At 56.0% G+C, this 16,091-nt stretch carries 17 protein-coding genes; 3 read left to right on the top strand and 14 right to left on the bottom strand.

Going from position 1 to position 16,091, the window contains the following annotated elements; genetic code table 11:
• Positions 1 to 131 precede the first annotated feature (131 nt).
• The 9 genes from AC6I8N_RS21600 to AC6I8N_RS21560 all read right to left on the bottom strand — a co-directional run bounded on the left by AC6I8N_RS21600 (position 132) and on the right by AC6I8N_RS21560 (position 8,178).
• The gene (locus tag AC6I8N_RS21600; protein WP_497831122.1) at positions 132 to 1,361 is read right to left on the bottom strand and encodes a type II toxin-antitoxin system HipA family toxin; all 1,230 of its coding nucleotides are present in this window, start codon (positions 1,359 to 1,361) and stop codon (positions 132 to 134) included.
• Positions 1,351 to 1,602, bottom strand: coding sequence for a helix-turn-helix domain-containing protein (locus tag AC6I8N_RS21595; RefSeq protein WP_208726529.1), 252 nt, complete (start codon positions 1,600 to 1,602; stop codon positions 1,351 to 1,353). Before AC6I8N_RS21595 ends, AC6I8N_RS21600 begins: the two co-directional genes overlap by 11 nt.
• 162 nt (positions 1,603 to 1,764) lie before the next feature.
• The gene (locus AC6I8N_RS21590) at positions 1,765 to 2,958 is read right to left on the bottom strand and encodes an ABC transporter substrate-binding protein (RefSeq protein WP_497831121.1); all 1,194 of its coding nucleotides are present in this window, start codon (positions 2,956 to 2,958) and stop codon (positions 1,765 to 1,767) included.
• 4 nt (positions 2,959 to 2,962) lie between these two features.
• Positions 2,963 to 3,985 carry a CobW family GTP-binding protein gene (locus AC6I8N_RS21585; protein ID WP_497831120.1) on the bottom strand — a complete coding sequence of 341 codons (1,023 nt, stop codon included), beginning with the start codon at positions 3,983 to 3,985 and terminating at the stop codon, positions 2,963 to 2,965.
• A 9-nt stretch (positions 3,986 to 3,994) separates the two neighbouring features.
• On the bottom strand, positions 3,995 to 4,279 hold the full coding sequence (locus AC6I8N_RS21580; RefSeq protein ID WP_208726583.1) for a hypothetical protein: 285 nt from the start codon (positions 4,277 to 4,279) through the stop codon (positions 3,995 to 3,997).
• Between the two features lie 11 nt (positions 4,280 to 4,290).
• Complete coding sequence (locus AC6I8N_RS21575; protein ID WP_497831119.1) at positions 4,291 to 5,037, bottom strand: SDR family NAD(P)-dependent oxidoreductase; 747 nt, start codon at positions 5,035 to 5,037, stop codon at positions 4,291 to 4,293.
• Positions 5,038 to 5,046: 9 nt separating this feature from the next.
• Entirely contained in the window at positions 5,047 to 5,823 is a 777-nt protein-coding gene (locus AC6I8N_RS21570) for an SDR family NAD(P)-dependent oxidoreductase (protein ID WP_208726522.1), read from the bottom strand.
• A 9-nt stretch (positions 5,824 to 5,832) separates the two neighbouring features.
• Positions 5,833 to 7,197 (bottom strand): MFS transporter, encoded by a 1,365-nt coding sequence (locus AC6I8N_RS21565; RefSeq protein WP_497831118.1) that lies wholly within the window; start codon positions 7,195 to 7,197, stop codon positions 5,833 to 5,835.
• A gap of 105 nt (positions 7,198 to 7,302) precedes the next feature.
• Positions 7,303 to 8,178 (bottom strand): polysaccharide deacetylase family protein, encoded by an 876-nt coding sequence (locus AC6I8N_RS21560; RefSeq protein WP_480372408.1) that lies wholly within the window; start codon positions 8,176 to 8,178, stop codon positions 7,303 to 7,305.
• Between the two features lie 324 nt (positions 8,179 to 8,502).
• Between AC6I8N_RS21560 and AC6I8N_RS21555 the strand changes: the two genes are divergently transcribed.
• Together AC6I8N_RS21555 and AC6I8N_RS21550 are read left to right on the top strand one after the other, a co-directional pair.
• Positions 8,503 to 9,513, top strand: coding sequence for a GntR family transcriptional regulator (locus AC6I8N_RS21555; protein ID WP_497831117.1), 1,011 nt, complete (start codon positions 8,503 to 8,505; stop codon positions 9,511 to 9,513).
• Between the two features lie 212 nt (positions 9,514 to 9,725).
• Positions 9,726 to 10,883 carry an alpha-hydroxy acid oxidase gene (locus tag AC6I8N_RS21550; protein ID WP_208726514.1) on the top strand — a complete coding sequence of 386 codons (1,158 nt, stop codon included), beginning with the start codon at positions 9,726 to 9,728 and terminating at the stop codon, positions 10,881 to 10,883.
• 11 nt (positions 10,884 to 10,894) lie between these two features.
• Here the strand turns inward: AC6I8N_RS21550 and AC6I8N_RS21545 are convergent, their stop codons facing one another.
• On the bottom strand, positions 10,895 to 12,037 hold the full coding sequence (locus AC6I8N_RS21545; protein ID WP_497831116.1) for an alanine racemase: 1,143 nt from the start codon (positions 12,035 to 12,037) through the stop codon (positions 10,895 to 10,897).
• Between the two features lie 17 nt (positions 12,038 to 12,054).
• On the bottom strand, positions 12,055 to 13,023 hold the full coding sequence (locus AC6I8N_RS21540) for a threo-3-hydroxy-L-aspartate ammonia-lyase (protein WP_497831115.1): 969 nt from the start codon (positions 13,021 to 13,023) through the stop codon (positions 12,055 to 12,057).
• An 89-nt stretch (positions 13,024 to 13,112) separates the two neighbouring features.
• Here AC6I8N_RS21540 and AC6I8N_RS21535 point away from each other — a divergent pair, with 89 nt between their 5' ends.
• Entirely contained in the window at positions 13,113 to 13,736 is a 624-nt protein-coding gene (locus tag AC6I8N_RS21535) for a helix-turn-helix transcriptional regulator (RefSeq protein ID WP_497831114.1), read from the top strand.
• Positions 13,737 to 13,739: 3 nt separating this feature from the next.
• Here the strand turns inward: AC6I8N_RS21535 and arnF are convergent, their stop codons facing one another.
• The 3 genes from arnF to arnT are packed head-to-tail and all read right to left on the bottom strand — an operon-like array spanning position 13,740 to position 16,089.
• Positions 13,740 to 14,114, bottom strand: a complete 375-nt coding sequence (gene arnF / locus AC6I8N_RS21530; RefSeq protein ID WP_497831113.1) for a 4-amino-4-deoxy-L-arabinose-phosphoundecaprenol flippase subunit ArnF — start codon at positions 14,112 to 14,114, stop codon at positions 13,740 to 13,742.
• Positions 14,111 to 14,443, bottom strand: a complete 333-nt coding sequence (arnE, locus tag AC6I8N_RS21525; RefSeq protein WP_208726505.1) for a 4-amino-4-deoxy-L-arabinose-phosphoundecaprenol flippase subunit ArnE — start codon at positions 14,441 to 14,443, stop codon at positions 14,111 to 14,113. The genes arnF and arnE overlap by 4 nt, the downstream gene beginning before the upstream one ends.
• Positions 14,440 to 16,089: a lipid IV(A) 4-amino-4-deoxy-L-arabinosyltransferase gene (gene arnT, locus AC6I8N_RS21520; protein WP_497831112.1), complete on the bottom strand. Its 1,650-nt coding sequence runs from the start codon at positions 16,087 to 16,089 to the stop codon at positions 14,440 to 14,442. Before arnT ends, arnE begins: the two co-directional genes overlap by 4 nt.
• Positions 16,090 to 16,091: the final 2 nt, after the last annotated feature.

The raw sequence follows: 16,091 nt of genomic DNA, 5'->3' as shown, positions 1-16,091 counted from the left end.
TCCTCAATGTTCACTGCCATTGAGAGTTGAGATGCTTCGGCGGCCTGCGGGCCGCCTCTTTTATTGTCACCATATAACAACAAATTGATGGAAAATTCATTTTTGTCACTATATAGATACGTTTTATCGCTTCACTTCAGCAATACATCGGTCTTTCTTTTCTTCGGCCTTTTCACATCGGTATTCATGAACAGGTTGTTAGTTGCACCGCTGCGGGTCAGCGAGCGTCCAATGGCAGCCTGCAATTCAGGGAAGTCAGCAAAATGCGTCAGTTGGGTGCTGATGACATCAGCAAACTCCTCCAACACTCGCTCGGGATGAATGATTTTTAACTCGCGGCCAAATTTAATCAGACTGTCCCGATCGGGAAATTGTTTGTTTTTATTCAGTTTTAACGCCAGCTCGTTATCGTTGGTTGGGTAAATCTGCGTATTGACCACATCGTATAAGGGCGAGAGTTGTGGCATTGCTGCCCCTTCCGCCTGATAAACCAGCGAAAAGTTTTTCAGATGCGCATCACCGTTGCCCACCATGCAACTGAACAACACGTAGCGCCAGTACAACTCAACCTGCGCCTGATCGCGGGTGAACAGGCTGACAATTCTGGCACCTGTTTCGTATGAACCCGTGTATTTATGGTCTGAAGTCTTACCTGCCAGCACGCAGAAATCTTCCATTGCCAGCCGCTTTTCTCCCTGAATATCAAAGCGCTCCATTATGAACAATTCTTTGTTATCTGAGAGCCAAAAATCCGCTACCGGCAAGCCACAGGCGCGCGCCAGAGACATACAGATAAACTCGTTCTCCGCCAGACGGGGATACTCTTCATCACCGGTTTTCGCAATCAGATTGGGATACAGCACCGTGCCCCGGCTTTCACTGCTGATCATCACTTTCGGCTGCACACCGGAGATGGTGGTTTGCAGCAGATATTTGTTAAGCAGATACTGGAAGGCGCTCTCTTTATGATCCCAACGCAGTAAATCCTCCAGCTTCTCCGGTGTGGGACGCGGTAAATTGATATCGCTGACGTAGGAAAGCGCGCCAATCCCGGTATCTTGCTGCAACGCCAGAAACAGCATATCGGAGATGCTACCCACGTAGCGACGCAAGCGCTCCGCGATATGGTAACGCACGTACCCTTCCGGGATATTCATCTCAAAGATATTAAATAACCGGCTGGCGTTATAACCCATACGGTTATCCGGCAACATGGTCAGCGATACGCGACGGCTGGCGGGACTGGCATAGGTGAAGTTATAACTGCCGTGTTCATGCAACAACCTGCCACTGTATTCACCGCCGTTATAGACCTCAATCTGACGAATGGGTCGGGAGAGCTGGCTCAGATCAGTCATCATCAAACAACGCCTCCAGCTCATCCAACTGCGGTAAACCCGCGGTTTGTACCGTCAGCATCAAATCCATCGCGGTGAGATAAAGGGTAAACGCCTTGAGCGAGCCAGTGTAGGCACCGTTCTCGATCTCTGAAACCAGCGTACGATGGATGCCCGCGCGTGAGGCCGCGACCTGTTGGGTCCAGCCTTTGGCTTTGCGCCGTTCGCGGCATTTCAGGCCGATGGCTTTCATACCTGGCAACATAACCCCTCCGTATGTATCCATATAGTGACAAAATATCTATTAATATAATTTTGTCACTATATGACTACAAGGTCCATTTAAAAGAAAAGCGCGATAAATCGTGCCGCTACGCTTGTTTTTGCTGGTTGTAGCGGCGCGATTTATCGCGCATTGATAAAATGATTACGAACGCAAAAAATCCTGCCAGCGGCGTGTCAGATAATTGTGTTCATCCATCACCGAGTTCCACACCGCGATATGGCTCATGCGTTGTTCATAGCTGCCGCCGTCACGGCTTTCGCCTTCCGGTATCAACGGGGCGCCCCATGCGTCGTAAAGCATTTCTGCGGCGGGTTTGCCGCCATACCAGAAATCCCACTCGGCGGTAGAGAGATGCGCGCGGCTGCGCTCCGGGTTAGAGATGTAATAGCCCTGGCGCGCCATCACCGCCCCCGGCCAGCCGGATTGCCACCAGTTCAGGTAAGCGTAAGCCGCGTCTTTAATTCTGCCGGTGGCGCAACGTGACAACGACATGCCGCCATACCATGCACGATAGCCTTCGCGCGGATGCGCCATCTTATAACCACGTTGATGGAAGTGGTGACGGAAGTAGATCGGTGCCCACAGACTCTGCACCTCCACCTGACGGTTTTCAATCAAATCACACGCCTGCTCCTGGGTGGCCCAGAACGCGGCGAAATGCCCGTGGCGATTAAGGCGCGACAGCGCCTGCGTCAGCACATCAATCTCTTCCAGCGTCAGGTTGCCGGTGTTGGCAAACCGCGCCAGCCCCGCGCCCTGCATCGCCAGCGCCGCATCGAGTCCCCCCATCGCGGCATCTTCCTGCAACGCGACCTGGCCGGTAAGCGCCGGATGCAACAACCACCCCCAGCTCTCCTCTGCGCCCTGCAAGGCCGCAGGCAGCCGGTCAACGTGATAAGCGAAGCTATCCGCATTGTGGGTCAGCGGCAGCATACTGATGTGATCGCTTGGCTGGCTGCCGAGGTGCAAATCACGTTGCACATATAAGCGTTGCGATGGCACGCTGCCATCGGCCAGCACCCCATCGGTGTTGAGGGTGCCGGTTTTTGCCAGGGCATTGATTTCGTCCCACCAGGTCAGCCGCTTAATCTCCAGCGGTTGGATGGCGCGTGCAGGCCAGACAAAATCGATGTTGTGGAACCATTGGTCGTACAGGTCATAACTTTCGGGATGCATCACCGCGATGCGCTGCGCATCTTCGACGCTGCGCAGCATATATTCAATTTTGATGCCGAGATCCTGCTCCGCGCGCACGCGCAGCATTTCAAGCAGCGTGACGGAGGTTCCGAGCACGCGTAAGGTCAGTTGGTCGTTGACCACTGCCGCAGAATTCATACCGTTATGGCTCCTCAAACGCCCGCAGGTAGCGGCTGAACGCCTGTTGCAGGCGATCGGCCTCCAGACCGCGCAAAATAAATACCAGTTTTGAACTCTCCAGCTCACCGGGCCAGTCGTGCAGATGTACCGGCGGATGTAAGGTGTGTTGCACACCGTGGATAACCATCGGCGTGCTGCTGTCGCTGACGCGTAAAATGCCCTTCATCCGCAGCACCGTGCGACCGTGGCAATGTAATAGCATTGACAGCCAGATAGCAAATGCTGGCCAGTTTAACGACTGATGCAGAGTGATCACGCAGGTTTGCGTAACCGGATGTGAAACGCTGTGCGTCGTCGGTGCCAGCCGGTAGCCATCATCCGCGCAGGCACCCAGCCAGCGAAAACGCTGTTGGCGTGAACCGCTGCGTAACGGCAGGAGAAACAGGCTATGCGGGTCGTTCAGCGCCGTACGCGTATCGCTAAGTTGTGCGAGTGGGTTGAGCTGACCTAGCCAGTCAGCCAGCAAGGTCTGCTGCGATGGGTTGATGCGATCGCTTTTGCTTATCAGCAATTTATCTGCCGCGCTAACCTGCGCCAGCCATTCAGGTTGTAGTTCCGCCTGCATACGCGCATGTTCTGCATCCACCAGTGTCACCAGCGTGCCCTGAATGAAATGATGCTGGAGTTGTCGATCGTGCAGCAGCGTTGAAAGAATCGGAGAGGGGTCGGCGAGTCCGGTGGTTTCCAGAATCACCTGCTTAAACGGTGGCAGCAGGCCACGCGTGCGACGTTCAAACAGATCGAGCAGCGCGGTTTTCAACTCGCCACGGATCTGACAGCAGACGCAGCCACTCGGCAGCAGCACGGTATCCGGTGCCACTTCATTCAGCAAATGGTGGTCAATACCCACTTCGCCGAACTCATTGACCAGCAACGCGACCTCATTCAGGTTTTGTTGCGCCAGCCAGCCTTTCAGCAAGGTGGTTTTACCGCTGCCAAGGAAGCCGCTCAGTACGTGTAAGGGTATCTTTTCCTGATAATCCATCCGCTCTCCTTACAGCACGTTCAGCCAGTTATCATCCAGTGGATCGACAGGACGTCGGATCATCTTTTCCGCTTCCTGCCACAGTACATCCAGAGAATTCACCAGCACTTGTTGTCCGGTTGGGCTGGCTAACAGCCAACTGTTGTGAAACTCGGTTAACGTCAGTCGCCACGGCTTGAGCGCGCGGTTAAGCAGCGCCAGTTGTTGCAAACGTAGCTGACGTTGGGGGATATCCTGGCGCAGTGGATCGCTCCACTGCGGCCCGTTATCCAGCAGGCCGCAGACTCCACACATCATTGCCTCCGTCAGGGCATCACATCGCCAGAATTGGGTCCCAGCGTCTGGCCGACAAACAAGTTGCCGCCGGGTTCACTGGCGAGCAGCAGCGCCACCGGCGCCACTTCTTCAGCACGACCAAAGCGTCCAAGCGGCAATTCAGCCGCTTTAGCCTGCTTCCATGCCTGATTGATGCCATCAATCAGTGGCGTCTCAATCGGGCCGGGGGCGATGGCGTTGACCAACACGTTATCCGCCGAGACTTCCAGCGCCAGCGATTTGGTAAACCCAATCACACCGGCTTTGGCGGCGGCATAGTGACACAACTCCGCGCCTCCTTTGATCCCCAGTTGCGAGGCGATGTTAATCACCCTGCCCCAGCGCTGCGCCTGCATGGCGGGCAGCGCCTGCTGAGTGGCGAGAAACACGCTACGCAGATCCACCGCCATCATCTCTTCCCACATCGCCAGGGTAATCTCCGTGCAACGCGCCTGAGTTAACATCCCGGCGTTATTGACCAGCACATCAATACCGTCAAAACGCGTGAGGCAGGCGTCTACGCCAGCGGTGGCACCCTTGATCTCACCAACATCCGCCACCACCGCGTGACACTCCGCACCGAGCTGCTGGCATTGCGTCACCTGCCACGCCAGTTTATCGGCGTCACGATCGGTCAATATCAACCTCGCCCCCTCACGGGCGAACAGGACGGCAATCGCCGCCCCAATGCCGCTGGCCGCGCCGGTAATCACACAACGTTTATTCTGCAATTGCATAGTGGCTCCTTAATCCGGCCAGCGTACCGTCAGACCGCCATCAACAATCAGGCTTTGTCCGGTGAGATAGCTGCTCTCTTCACTGGTAAGGAAGGCAATCACTTTGGCGATCTCTTCCGGTCGCCCCACCCGCGCCAGCGGAATGGCGCTGGCTGCTTTTGCCAACCCTTCCGGGCCAAGAGAGTTCTGCTTATCCAGCGATTGCGGCGTTTCGATCAAGCCGGGAATGATGGCGTTACAGCGCACGCCGCGCGGTGCCAGTTCCACCGCCAGCGAACGACAGATGCCCGGCACTGCCGCTTTGGCGGCAGCATAATGAGCATGGTCTTGCCAACCGTAAACGCCACCGGCAATGGAGGAAACCGCCACCAGACTGGCTCCGGCGTGCAGATGCGGCGTGGCCGCACGGAAACAGCGCATCACACCGGTCAGATCGACGTTTAACATGTCATCCCAGCGTGCGTCGCTCATCTCTTCAATCGGCGCGCGACGCAGGATACCGGCATTCGCCACCATATAATCGAGACGACCAAAGTGCTGCACGCCCTGAGCGATAAACGCATCTACCGAGTCAGTCGAGGCCACATCCAGCGGTAGCCAGAGGGCATTGCCCCCGGCGGCTTCTACCTGCGCCGCCGCTAAGGCCGGATCGTGCGGATCGGCAGGATAGTAACCGGCGATAACGTTAACGCCACGCTGGGCGTAGAGCGTAGCCAGCGCCAGGCCAATTCCGCTGGCGGCGCCGCTGATAGCGGCAACCGGTTGAGTTGAGGACGTAAGGTGCATAACCATTCCTTAAGCGGTGGTGACCGCTGAACTGACACCCGCGTGTTGTGGTGCATGTGCGCGAGCGAAAAACATAATGATGCCGGAGATAAAGCACGGGACAGCACCGAACCACAGCGCAGCATCCTGCCAGTGTCCACCACTACTCAGGACGCTGGTCGTACCGACACCGGCGATAATCGCGCCGACCGGTCCCATCGCACCAATCAACGCACCGGCCGTGGCACGGATGGCGGTCGGGAAACTTTCACTGATAAAGAACAGCGCTGCTGCGTAGGGGCCAATCAGGAAAAACAGGCCGATGCTGTACAGGGCAACGATAGTGGCGAAGTTATCCGGGCAGTAGAGCATCGCGGCAAAGGAGACGCCGCCCAGCATCCAGCCAACCGCAATGGTGTTGCGACGGCCAATGCGATCGCCGAGCCAGCCGTGCACGAGATAGCCGCAGTAGCCCACGAGGTTAGAGAGAATCAGGATCAGCAGCGAGTTATTAAAGGAAACTTCATGGGTTTTGGTGATCACCGTGGTGCCGAGTACGCTAAAAATCTGGATGGCAAACCAGTTGATTAACACCGCACCACCTAACACCAGCGTGGCACGCAGTGACGGGCCACGGAAGGCAGCAGCCAGACCGGCGTTGTGCTGTTCTTCATATGAAACCTGATAATCGTCTGCAACCTGGCGGGCATCGCGATCGTTACCTTCAGCGCGCAGTTGCTGGATCTTTTTCTGGACCTGGAATTGCGGAGTTTCTTTCAGTTTCAACGCCAGAACCGCAATCACCAGTGACGGCAGCGCGGCAAAGATAAAGCTGCCCTGCCAGCCGATGATCGGCATCAGAATCGCCGTCAGCGCCGAGGCCACCAGCGCCCCTACCGGCCAGCCGCCCTGCACCAGGCTGTAAACAAAACCTTTGCGTTTATTAAGTTTCGGGTCGTCAATGGCGGTGTAAAGCTCCGACAGGTAGGTTGCATTGACGGTCTGCTCGGCATAACCCAGCCCCGCCACCGAACGGATCGCGGTCAGCGCGCCTTTACCCCAGGCACCACCGACAGCGGTCAGCAGCGAGCAGATCGCCGCGCCCCCGACGGTGACCACAATCCCCATGCGGCGACCGAGACGGTCGACCAATGGGCCAATTGCCAGTGCAATCACCGCTCCGCCGACCGCCACCCAGGTGGCGATTTCCGCCTGCTCAACCTCGCTCCAGCCGAAATGGCCGCCGATTTCCGGCAGCAGGGTGCCAAACAGGATGAAATCATAAACAGCAAAAACCCAGGCGAAAAAAGCAATCCAGGTGGCAAATTTTACGTCCCTGATGGTCAACTGCTGCGGCTGCCAGCCATTTACGGAGATTTTCTTAAAGATGCTCATAGCGCTATCACTCTGTCAGGGGTTCATATTCCGTAGCGGCGCGATTTATCGCGCTGTCCTGCCATTCACGCGATAAATCGCGCCGCTACGGGACGGTATGCGTACTTAGCGCGGTTGGCGCTGTTTAAAGTCGTCGGCAATCTCATCGAAGGTGACGAAACGGACGCCTTCGTGGCTACGGATGTACTGGATCAGACGCTCCAGCATCAGCAACACCTGAGGGCGGCCAGACACGTCGGGATGGATGGTCATGGTGAACACCGCGTAGTCGTTCTCGCGGTAAACCCAGTCAAACTGGTCACGCCACATCTCTTCCAGATGACGCGGGTTAACAAACCCGTGGCTGTTGGGGGATTTTTTGATAAACATCATCGGCGGCAGATCGTCGAGATACCAGTTGGCCGGGATCTCCACCAGATCGGTTTCTGCTCCGCGTTGTAACGGCTTCATCCAGCTATCGGGGTGCTGGCTGTAGTCGATTTTGGTCCAGCTATCGCCGACGCGCACATAGTAAGGATGGAAATCGTTATGCATCAGGCTGTGGTCATATTTGATACCCTTCTTCAGCAGTAACTCGTTGGTGACGTTGCTGAATTCCCACCAGGGGGCGACATAGCCGGTCGGACGTTTGCCTGCCAGTTGGGTCACCAGTTCGATGCTGCGATCCAGCACCGCCTCTTCCTGCGCTGGCGTCATGGCGATGGGATTTTCATGGCTGTAGCCGTGAATACCGATTTCATGACCGGCATCCACCACCGCTTTCATTTGCTCGGGGAAGGTTTCAATCGAGTGGCCCGGAATAAACCAGGTGGTACGCAGATTCTGCTCGGCAAACATCTTCAGCAGACGTGGCGCGCCGACTTCACCGGCAAACAGGCCGCGAGAGATATCATCAGGGGAATCTTCGCCGCCGTAAGAACCCAACCAACCGGCAACAGCATCGACGTCTACACCAAATGCGCAAAGGATTTCTTTGGCCATATCTGCAACTCCATAAATGTATATTTGAAAATAATATCCATTTGTTCATTGCAATGGTTATGCCAGGATCTTGCCGCCGGGAGGAATTGATCACCTGATAAGATAGAAAAATACCGGTTAACTACGTGTTTTCAATTCGTTACATGATCATCGTCAGCATCTGAAAGAAAACGATGCGAGTCTCTCCAGCTCGTCCTTAAGATGTATATTTATAAATATGATCCGTTATTGTGCGAGCTGCACCATAATTGTGCTTCGCCATTACGCGACTTTGCAGCCCGCCCGGATGTGATAATGTAGCGCGATGAAAACAGGGCCGATGACATGAGAATGCTGACAAACAACACCCCGGCAGCGACGGAAGAAACCGGTTCTGCGCGCTATGAAGTGATCCGACAGGTTTTGCATAACGTATTGATACAGAAGCGAGTTCCGCAAGGTCTGGTATTGCTGGAGGGGCCACTGGCACAGTTGTTTGGTACCAGCCGTGTCCCGGTACGCCGCGCCCTGAGCCTGCTGCATGAAGAAGGGCTGATCGCGCGCTTTGAAGGTCGCGGCTTTATTGTGGCGAAAGAGGACGAGGAACCAGAACCGTTGCGCGCCGGACTGACGCGTGAACTGCTGGGTCTGGATGAACAAGAGGCGCTGGTGGATACCCGCAGCACCGGCGAAAAGGTGCTGGATAACCTGCAAGTGGTGCTCTCGACGGCAATGGTGTTTGGCTGCTATCAACTCGACGAACAACTGGCCGCACAGCACTACAACGTCAGCCGCGCGGTTATCCGGGAAAGCCTGATGCGCCTGCGTGATAAAGGTTTGGTGGAAAAAGAACCCTATTCCCAGTGGCTGACCGGTCCCCTGACCGCACGCGAAATTGCTGACCACTTCGAAATTCGCGCCAGCCTCGAGCCCACCGCGCTCCGCAAAGCAGGTCACCTGCTGCCGGTCGAGTGGCTGACGGCATCGCTGGAAAAAGCGCAACGCTATAAAGGTCAGCAACTCAGCGCCGCCGAACTGGAGTTGCTGGAGGAGGATTTGCATGTACGTTGCCTGGAACCCGCAGGTAATAAACTGATGATGCAAATCCTGCGGCAAAACCAGTCGCCGTTTATCGTCACGCGCATCTTTTATGATCTGCTGTCGATCCCGGTGGAAACCGCGATGCTGGAAGAGCATTGCCTGGTGTATGAGATGCTGCTGAAAGGTAACTGGGAGCTGGCTGCTGGCTGCCTGCGTGATCATCTGGAACGTGCACAGGTACGCACCCTGCAACGTCTGAAAGTGTTGTCGGTGCTGCCGGTGCCAGCACTGCCCTCATTTATGGATCGAATTTAATAAAATCCATTTTCCCATTACGTAGCGGCGCGATTTATCGCGCGGGGTTTTCTGGCTCCACGCAGGAAATTGCGCGATAAATCACGCCGCTACAGATATGATGTCGCTTATGCGATTTTCCGCATAGCATTACCGTTTTTGTCATTTGTGATCGCCGGGTGATGCACATAGCATTGATTTTTATTGCCTTCCTGACCTAAACCCCTGAAGAAATGCGCAAACTTGCCAACCGCTGCCTGTCGTTAAATGATTTCGAGAAGTACGCCCAAAAACATCTGCCACGCCCGTTGTTCGCCTATGTTTCCGGTGGTGTCGAGGACAACCTTTCCCGCGACCATAACCTCACGTCGTACGCACGCTACAGCCTGATACCGGACAATATGGTGGATGTGTCACAGCGCAATACCGAAGTTACGCTGTTCGGTCATCGCTATGCCGCTCCGGTGGGGATTGCGCCGATGGGGATCAGCGCCATCACCGGTTTTGAAGGCGATCTGACGCTGGCAAAAGCGGCGGCGACGAAAAATATCCCGTTTATTATGAGCGGCTCCTCGCTGATGCGGCTGGAAGAAGTCGCGGAGGCCAATCCGGCGATGTGGTTTCAGGCATACCTGCCAAAAAGCTATGAAGAGATTGATCTGCTGATCGACCGCGTGGCGCGGGCGCGTATTCCGGTGCTGGTAGTGACGGTGGATACTCCGGTGAAAGCTAACCGTGAGAATAACGTACGCGCCGGGTTTGCCACCCCGTTCAGACCCAGCCTGCGACTGGCATATGAGGGCCTCACCCATCCCCGCTGGTTGACCGGCACCTTAATCAAAACCCTGCTAAAACGCGGAATGCCGTGGTTTGAAAACAATCAGGCGGTGCGCGGTGCTCCGCTGTTTTCCAAACATGCGGTCAGGGATTTCAGCGGCCGCAGCCATCTCACCTGGGAACATATTCAACATATCCGCCGTCGCTGGTCTGGCGCGATGGTGATTAAAGGCATCCTCAGCCAGCGCGATGCGCAACGCTGTAAAGAGATTGGCATTGACGGCATTGTGGTGTCGAACCACGGGGGACGGCAGTTGGATACCAGCATCGCGCCCATCCATGTATTGCCGGAAATCGTTGCTGCCGCGGGTGAAATGACGGTGATGCTGGATAGCGGTATCCGCCGGGGCACCGATGCCATCAAAGCATTGGCACTCGGTGCCGAAGCCTGTTTTATTGGGCGGCCATTTAACTACGCCTGCGCCGTTGGTGGCGAGCAAGGCGTGCATCTGGCGATTGACCTGATCACCAGCGAAGTCAGCCGTGATTTAGGTATGCTGGGCGTTGCCTCGCTGGCGCATCTTGATAGCCGTCATCTGCGTTTTATTCAGTGACGGCGTCACGTTTACCATCCCATAATGCGTGACCAGACGCGCGGCTGGTCGCTTTCTGCCTGCCACACCTGATAATGCTGATGCATGGCGGCGGTGGCGCAGGCGTGGTTGGGCAGGATGCGCAGACGGGAACCCACCGGAAAATCCGCGGGTGTCAGCGTACCGTTCTCAGGCAGGCTGATGATGCCGTGTTCCTGATTGGTGGTACTGAGGCATACATCCAACGGGGCACCCTGCATATCGCAAACCAGCCCATAACCATAATCGACCGGCCCCGCTGCGGTGCCGCGATCGCGTGACATCGCCATCCAGCCCGCATCAACAAACACCCAGTTCTTTGCCGCGTTATGACCGATCACGGTAGTTACCACCGACAGAGCAATATCCTGCTTCTGGCATACCCCCACGTTATGCATCACCAGATCGAACATGGTGAAAACCCCGGCACGCACCTCACTGATGCCCTCCAGCTCCGCGGCATAATGCGCGGTCGGTGTTGCGCCAACGCTGAGAATCGGGCAGGCAATGCCCGCCGCCCGCACCCGCTGTGCCGCCAGACGAATGGCGTCACACTCAGCGCGAGCAGCAGCGCGAATCGCTTCTTCGCTACGGCAGTTATAAGATTCACCGGCATGGGCCATCAGTCCGCTGACGATCGCACCGTTTCCTTCCAGTTGCTGCGCCAGTTGTAACAACGTCTCGCTGTCAGGTGGAATACCGCCGCGATGGCCATCACAGTCGATTTCGATAAAAACCGAAAAGGTCAGCTGCTGCTGGCGGGCGAACTCGGTGACCGCCTGGGCTTGTTCTGGCGTATCCAGCAGAATGTGTAGCTGGACACCCTGACGCATCAGTTGCGCCACACGCGGCAATTTATGCGGCGCAATCCCTACCGCATACAACAGATTGCGGTAACCGGCAGCGGCAAAGCCTTCCGCTTCTGCCAGGGTGGACACGGTGGCCGGATGATCCGCCTGCGGCAACAGATACGCGGCAGCTTCCACCGAACGCAGCGTTTTCAGATGCGGTCGCACCTGGCTACCCAGCTGCGCCACGCGCTGGTACAAACGGTCGATATTGCGTTGATAACGCGCTTCATCGATCAATAAAAACGGGGTTTCAAGTTGCGTAAGCCACTCGGGAAGCGATTTCACACACGTCTCCTGCGCGATTAGTTAGCCAGCAAGGTGCCGAAACGGCTGATATCGACGTTACCACCACTGATTACAATGCCAATGCGTTTCCCACGGAAACGCGCTTTATCGGCCCGCACCGCGGCCAGCCCCAGGCAGCCGGTCGGTTCCACCACCATTTTCATGCGCTCGGCAAAGAAACGCATTTCCGCGATCAGCTGTTCATCACTGGCGGTAAGAATATCGTCGACCAGACTTTGAATCAGCGGGAAAGTGTAGCGACCAAGATATTGGGTCTGTGCGCCATCGGCGATGGTCTTGGGCGTCTCGATGCGGATGATTTTTCCCGCGCGTAACGACTGCTGACCGTCATTTCCGGCTGCGGGTTCCACACCATAAATGGTGATACCCGGACTGAGATGACGTGCTGCCAACGCGCTGCCTGCCAGTAATCCGCCGCCGCCGAGTGGTGTTAACAGCACATCCAACGGGCCGGTCTGCGCCAGCAATGCCTGAGTGGCGGTACCCTGTCCGGCGATCACATGTGGGTGATCATAAGGAGGGATCAGCGTCAGGCCGTGTTTTTCCGCCAGATCGCGACCAATCTGTTCCCGGTCTTCGCTGTAGCGATCATACGTCACCACCTGAGCGCCATACCCTCTGGTCGCGGCCAGTTTGGCCGCCGGGGCATCCAACGGCATCACGATGGTGGCTGGAATGCTGAGTAATTTTGCCGCCAGCGCGACACCCTGCGCATGGTTGCCGGAGGAGAACGCCACCACCCCGGCTTTACGCTGCTCGGGGGTGAACTGTAATAACGCGTTGAGGGCACCGCGAAATTTAAACGCTCCCATGCGCTGAAAGTTTTCACACTGGAAGAAAACTTCGGCCTGTAACGTCTCGTTCAGACTGCGCGAGGTCATGACCGGCGTCGGGTTGATATAAGGCTGGATACGCTGTGTGGCGGCTGCGACGTCATCATAAGTCGGCAAAGTAAACTCAGTCATGCGGTTAACCTTTTAGGTGAAGGACTTTGCATTGAAATGACAAAATATATAAAATTAGACAAATAATCTAGCCATTTTGGAGAGCCACGATGCCCGATCAGCAAAATGCCTTGCTGCTGGCGCAGCTGACCACCATCGCCGAAGGACTGAGCGCCACTTTTGCCCCGTTTTGCGAGGTGGTGGTGCACGATTTACAAAATCCAGAACACTCCATTCTGGCCATTTATAACAATCTTTCCGGGCGGGAAGTCGGTGAACCGACTACCGAACTGGGCCTGGCGCGTATTGCCTCGCCGGAATTTCCTTCGCTTCTGACAAACTATGCGAATCAGCTGGCTGACGGACGTCCGGTAAAGAGCACCTCGATTGGTCTGAAAGATGCCAAAGGGAACTATGTGGCGGCGCTGTGTCTGAATGTGGATATGACGCTGTTTCGCGGTATGCAAAGCGCACTGGCGCAGTTCACCCAGATTGCCACCCGTGATATTACAGAGCAGTTGGAACCGGCAGGCACAGAAGCCTTACGGCAGCGGATCGAACAGTTCGCCGCGCGTCTGGCGACCACGCCGCGCGCGCTAAAAGCGGCCGATCGTAAGACGCTGATGCAGGAACTGCGCACCAGCGGGTTACTTGAGGTAAAGCGATCAATGGAGGTGATTGCACAGCAACTGGGCGTTTCGCGTGCTTCGGTGTATCTCTACGCCAAAGAATAACGACTATTTTCTGCCGGGTAGCGATACACAAAGTAATCCGGCAGCTATCAACCCCACTCCGGCGAGGCTGCTCCAACGGAATGGCTCGTCAAACATCGGCAACGAAATCGCGGCAAGCCATACCAGCACATAACTGATGCTGAGTAAGGGATAGAGTCGGTTCAGCGCCAGGTGACGTAATGCCAGCATCCAGCACAGCATCGACAATGCGTAGGCACTTAAACCGATAAACAGCAAGATCAACGGCAACGGTTGCTGCCAAAGTTCACCGTCAAAGATGGCCTGCCACCCGGGAAAATGCAGCATCGCAGCGCGCAACAGGAGTTGCGCCAGCGACACCAACATCACGCTGCATAACGCCAGTCCATACCCTTTCATAAGTGGCTTCCCATCAGGGCAACGCCTGCAACAATCAACAGCGTGCCGATTATCTGCCGCAGGCTAAAACTCTCGCGCCAAATCAGCCGGGCAGCCAGCGCCACCAACACGAAATTGAGACTGAGCATCGGATAAGCGACGCTAACGGGCACCAGACGCAACACCACCAGCCACAGCAGCATCGCGAGACCAAGCAGCAACATACTCAGCGCGATCCACATCAACAGGCGCGCTTTACCTTCGCGCCTGCCGATCCAGGCCGCCTGCTTCTGACACAGCTGCGCGGCACAACTCAGCAGGCTTACCAGCAGGATCAGGAGAAGATTCATGGCTGCTGATCGTAGCCGTAATACAACAACCGTCCCTGACGATAAACAAAATCAGGTTTCGGCAGGCGTGCATGCGGGTTGGTACCGGTTGAAGACATGATCATGGTCAGTGACACCTTGCCCTGCTTGCGATGCTGTGCCAGCCAGTCGGCAAAAGCATCCGCAGAAACATAGCGATGCGCAGCATCGGGATAGCTCAGACCATATCCCACTTCGCCCTTGCGTTCATAGAACAGAATATCATCGCGCTTCATCTCCCAGGCCACCGCAGACGCAATGCCGGGATCATTCGCCAGGATATAGCGACTGTCAGCCAACTGCCCGGATACCGCCGCCACGAAGTTTTGTGGTTGTTTGCTGTCACGGACCCGATCCGGGATAGCAAAACCAATCACCAACGCCAGTACCAACGGGCATAAGGCAGCCAGTTGCCAGTTTTTCTGACTCACAGCACCAAACAATGTCCAGCCGCCAAACGCCAGGATCCCGAGCATCAGTTTGTAATGTTCAGTGACGCCAAATGGCGGACGATGCGCCAGCCCCCAGGGAGCCAGCACCACCGCCAGCGCCACGGCGGCAACGCCACCAAAAAACATATTGATCCACGCGTTGGCCTTCATGGCTTTGATCACCTGCGGCGTCATGCTGTGAGCATAGTGCGCCATCAGCAGCGCCAGCGGGGCAAAGCACGGCAGGATGTAGGTCGGCAACTTACCTTTCGCAATGCTGAAAAACAGCAGCGGCAGTAGCGTCCAGCTGAGCAAGTAGCTCAAACCTGGTCGCTGTCCACGCTGACGCCAGCCCTGAATCAACGATCCTGGCAACAATCCCAACCACGGCAACGATCCCGCCAACAAAATCGGCAGGTAATACCAGAAGGGAGCTTTGTGCTGAGCATCCGACTCGGCAAAACGTTGAATATGCTCAACCCAGAAGAAATAGTGCCAGAAATCCCCCTGCTGATGATAAATCGCCAGCGACCACGGAGCACTCGCCAGCACCGCCACCAGCACCGTCAACGGGCCAAAACGTAACAGCTCACCAAAGCGGCGTTGCGCTACCGCCCACGGCAGAATCGCCAGAACCGGAACGGCCAACGCCAGAAAGCCTTTGGTCATAAAGCCCATAGCGCAGGCAATACCGAGCAAGACATAGCCCAGCAAACGCTGACGTGACGTGCTGGCCTGCACAGCAAGGTAATAGCTCGCCATCGCGGCCACCATCCATAGCGTCAGCATCGGATCGAGCACCGCATAGGTGCCTACTGCGTAGACCAGCAGCGAGGTCAGAAAGATGATACTGGCGCTTAACGCCACCGTACGGCTGGCAAACAGGCGGGTACCCATCCAGTACACCAGCAGCGCGGTAAGGGTGGTGCTGAAAATAGACCCCACGCGCACGGCAAAATTAGTGTGACCAAACAACAACTGTCCGAAGTCATTGATCCAGTAACCGGCAATCGGTTTTTCAAAATAACGCAGACCGAAAAAATGCGGCGTCACCCAGTTACCGTTGGCGAGCATTTCGCGACTGATCTCCGCATAGCGGGTTTCATCAGGTTGCCATAAGGCGCGGAATTCAATAGGGATAAGGTAGTAAAGCGCAAATACAAACAGCAGCAGCGCTGTTTTAGTACCAGTTCGCATCC

Source organism: Pantoea sp. X-Soil-TKNS-1279, assembly GCF_059730565.1.
The sequence above is the reverse complement of the archived record's forward strand: the minus strand, read 5'-3'. Positions and strand labels throughout refer to the sequence as shown.

Coding starts and splice junctions, on each gene's coding strand:
- arnF (WP_497831113.1), bottom strand. CDS start 14,114: ATGAAAGGGTATGGACTGGCGTTATGCAGCGTGATGTTGGTGTCGCTG.
- AC6I8N_RS21585 (WP_497831120.1), bottom strand. CDS start 3,985: ATGGATTATCAGGAAAAGATACCCTTACACGTACTGAGCGGCTTCCTT.
- AC6I8N_RS21565 (WP_497831118.1), bottom strand. CDS start 7,197: ATGAGCATCTTTAAGAAAATCTCCGTAAATGGCTGGCAGCCGCAGCAG.
- AC6I8N_RS21575 (WP_497831119.1), bottom strand. CDS start 5,037: ATGCAATTGCAGAATAAACGTTGTGTGATTACCGGCGCGGCCAGCGGC.
- AC6I8N_RS21550 (WP_208726514.1), top strand. CDS start 9,726: ATGCGCAAACTTGCCAACCGCTGCCTGTCGTTAAATGATTTCGAGAAG.
- AC6I8N_RS21560 (WP_480372408.1), bottom strand. CDS start 8,178: ATGGCCAAAGAAATCCTTTGCGCATTTGGTGTAGACGTCGATGCTGTT.
- AC6I8N_RS21555 (WP_497831117.1), top strand. CDS start 8,503: ATGAGAATGCTGACAAACAACACCCCGGCAGCGACGGAAGAAACCGGT.
- AC6I8N_RS21600 (WP_497831122.1), bottom strand. CDS start 1,361: ATGATGACTGATCTGAGCCAGCTCTCCCGACCCATTCGTCAGATTGAG.
- AC6I8N_RS21540 (WP_497831115.1), bottom strand. CDS start 13,023: ATGACTGAGTTTACTTTGCCGACTTATGATGACGTCGCAGCCGCCACA.
- AC6I8N_RS21590 (WP_497831121.1), bottom strand. CDS start 2,958: ATGAATTCTGCGGCAGTGGTCAACGACCAACTGACCTTACGCGTGCTC.
- AC6I8N_RS21580 (WP_208726583.1), bottom strand. CDS start 4,279: ATGTGTGGAGTCTGCGGCCTGCTGGATAACGGGCCGCAGTGGAGCGAT.
- AC6I8N_RS21570 (WP_208726522.1), bottom strand. CDS start 5,823: ATGCACCTTACGTCCTCAACTCAACCGGTTGCCGCTATCAGCGGCGCC.
- arnT (WP_497831112.1), bottom strand. CDS start 16,089: ATGCGAACTGGTACTAAAACAGCGCTGCTGCTGTTTGTATTTGCGCTT.
- AC6I8N_RS21595 (WP_208726529.1), bottom strand. CDS start 1,602: ATGTTGCCAGGTATGAAAGCCATCGGCCTGAAATGCCGCGAACGGCGC.
- AC6I8N_RS21535 (WP_497831114.1), top strand. CDS start 13,113: ATGCCCGATCAGCAAAATGCCTTGCTGCTGGCGCAGCTGACCACCATC.
- arnE (WP_208726505.1), bottom strand. CDS start 14,443: ATGAATCTTCTCCTGATCCTGCTGGTAAGCCTGCTGAGTTGTGCCGCG.